Below are 2851 nucleotides of genomic sequence, written 5' to 3' on the forward strand. Positions count from 1 at the left end.
GCCCAAAGCCCGCCCTCCGCTGCCCAAGCCGGGCCTTTGGGGCTGGCTGCCGGGCCTGGTCTTCCTGCTCTTGGGGGTGGGCAGCCTGGCCATGGCGGTGCAGCGTTACCTCAACCCGCCCGAGTACACCCTCCCCGACTTCAGCGGCAAGACCGCCACCGAGGTGCTCGAGACCGTGCGCGGCTGGGGGTTGAGGCTCGAGTTCGCCGAGGGCAGCGACCTCACCCGCCCCGAGGACACCGTGCTCGAGCAGACCCCCGAGCCCGGCAGCCAGGTCAAGCCGGGGCGCAAGCTGGCCCTGACCATCAACAAGCACAAGCGCGGCACCGTGCCCACCCTCTCCGGTCGCTCTCTCGAGGACGCGCGGAAGGCTTTGCAGGAAGCAGGTTACGCTCTGGGTAGCGTCGTCAGGATAAACGCGCCTGCCCTGGAGGGCACCGTGCTGACCAGCCGCCCTGCCGCGGGGAGCGCCCTCGCAGCGGGGAAGCCGGTTGGGTTGCTGGTTTCCGCCGGTCCCGGCTCCCCTCGTCCCGAGACGGTGCTGCCCGACTTGGTGGGTCTGAGCCAGGACGACGCGAAGTACCTGCTGGACGTGGCCGAGCTCAAGGCCAACTTCCGCTCGGTCGTCAGCGGGGCGCCCCAGGGTCAGGTGGTGCGACAGGAGCCCGCGGCGGGGACGCTGCTGCCCAGGGGGGCTGGCGTGAACGTGTACGTCAGCAGCCAGCCCGAAGCCACGGTGCCCGATGGCCCGCCCTTCGCCCAGGGCGTGCCCGAGCTACTTCAGCCCAGTGGGACCGGGCAGCCTGCCGTGCGCAACCTCCAGCTCAGCCTGACCCTGCCGCCCGAACTCGAGGGCTCTGAGGTGCGCATCACCCTCCAGGACGAAGCCCGGCTCGAGCCGGTGGTGATCTTCGAGGGCCCCACGGCCCCCGGCTGGAAGTTCGAGCCCCCCGGCGGGGTGCCGGTGCAGGGGCGGGCCACGGTGCGCTGGTTCGTCAACGGCCAGCTCTACCAGGAATTCACCGACCCGCCCCAACCATGAAGGGCGCCTGGGCCGAAGCCATCGCCCGCAAGTACCTGCTGGCCAGGGGCTACACCTTGCTCGAGCACAACCGGCGCACGCCCTATGGCGAGATCGACCTGTGGATGAAAGACGGCGAAACCTACGTGGCCGTCGAGGTCAAGCAGCGCCGCGACCAGCAATTCGGCACCCCGCTGGAGGCCATCACTCCGGGCAAGCTCGAGCGCATCCGCCGCTCGGCGCTCTACCTGCTGCGCCGCGACGACCTGCCGGTGCGCTTCGAGGCGGTGCTCGTCTACGGCACTCCCCGCCAATTCCGCCTCGAGCACTTGCCACTGGAGTTCTGAGCTCTCGCACAAACACTCGCGCCCCTACATTCGTCCCTGCCCCCAGGCGATAACCTGGGGCGGATGTATCGCAACCTCAAAGCCTTCATCGACGACCTCGAGCGCCGCGGCGAGCTCTTGCGGGTGCGCGAGGAGGTTTCCTGCGAGCTCGAGATCACCGAGATCGCCGACCGCATGGTCAAGATGGGCGGCCCGGCCCTCCTATTCGAGCGAGTGAAAGGCCGCGACTTCCCCGTGTTCATCGGCGGGTATGGCACGGCTGAGCGCACCGCGTGGGCCATGGGCGTGCCCAACCTGGATGCCCTGGGCGAACGCGTCGCCCGGCTAATGGACCTGGGCCCCGGTAAGGGCGGGCTCAAGGCCGTATTCGCTCTGCTGCCCAAGCTGGGCGAGCTCCGGGGCTTCTTCCCGCGGCGGGTCTTCCGTGCTCCCGTGCAGGAGGTAGTGCTCAAGGGCGAAGCGGTAGACCTCTCGCGCCTGCCGGTGCTCAAGTGCTGGCCCCTCGACGGCGGCCCCTTCATCACGCTGCCGCTGGTCATCACCAAAGACCCCGAGACGGGCGAGCTCAACCTGGGCATGTACCGCATGCAGGTGCTCGATAGCAGGAGCACCGCCATGCACTGGCAACTCCACAAGGTGGGCCGCCGACACTACGACAAGGCCAAGAAGCTGGGTAAGCGCCTCGAGGTGGCCGTGGCCCTGGGTGGCGACCCCATCCTGACCTACACGGCCACCGCTCCGGTGCCCCCTATTCCCGGCGTCAACGAGTTCAACCTGGCCGGCTTCCTGCGCGGGGCGGGCGTCGAACTGGCTAAAGGCGTCACCGTAGACCTCCCCGTGCCCGCCGAGGCTGAGTTCGTGCTCGAGGGCTACGTCGATCCCGCCGAGGAACTGGTGGTGGAGGGGCCCTTCGGCGACCACACCGGCTTCTACACCCTCGAAGACCTCTACCCCCGCTTCCACGTCACCGCCATCACCCACCGCAAGGGTGCGGTCTACCCCGCGACCATCGTGGGCCGCCCCCCGATGGAGGACGCCTACTTGATCGAAGCCTCCGAGCGGCTGTTTCTGCCCGCCGCCCAGCTCATCCTGCCCGAGGTCGCCGACTACCACATGCCCCCGGCGGGCGTGGCCCACAACTGGGTCAACGTGGCGATCAAAAAAGCCTATCCCGGCCAGGCTTATAAAGTCGCCAACGGCATGTTCGGCCTGGGACAGATGATGTTTGCCAAGGTGATGGTCGTGCTCGACGCGGGCGCGAAGCTCAAGCCCGGCTTTGAAGCACTCATGGAAGCCCTAAAACACGCCGTTCCGGGCCGCGACACGCTCATCTCGCGCGGCCCCATCGATGTGCTGGACCACTCGAGCCGCTCCATGGGCTACGGCGGCAAGCTCATCCTCGACGGCACCCGCAAGCTGCCCGAGGAGGGCGGGGAGGTGCCCTTCACTCCCAGGGTCCACCCCACCCTCCCCACCCTCCCCA

3 protein-coding genes are annotated in these 2851 nt (G+C 68.5%); all 3 read left to right on the top strand.

All coding sequences use genetic code 11. The features are described 5' to 3' along the window. A partial coding sequence (locus Mrose_RS18125) for a PASTA domain-containing protein (RefSeq protein ID WP_119280622.1) occupies positions 1 to 1042 on the top strand: 1042 nt, incomplete at its 5' end. Then, a complete protein-coding gene (locus tag Mrose_RS18130) occupies positions 1039 to 1368 on the top strand; it encodes a YraN family protein (protein WP_119280623.1) in 330 nt (109 codons plus the stop codon). The genes Mrose_RS18125 and Mrose_RS18130, both read left to right, overlap by 4 nt. Positions 1369 to 1431: 63 nt before the next feature. Then, the coding region (locus tag Mrose_RS18135; protein ID WP_119280624.1) for a menaquinone biosynthesis decarboxylase at positions 1432 to 2851 on the top strand (1420 nt) is incomplete at its 3' end.

Origin of the sequence: Calidithermus roseus (assembly GCF_003574095.1) — a bacterium.
In the GTDB taxonomy this organism is placed as follows: domain Bacteria; phylum Deinococcota; class Deinococci; order Deinococcales; family Thermaceae; genus Calidithermus; species Calidithermus roseus.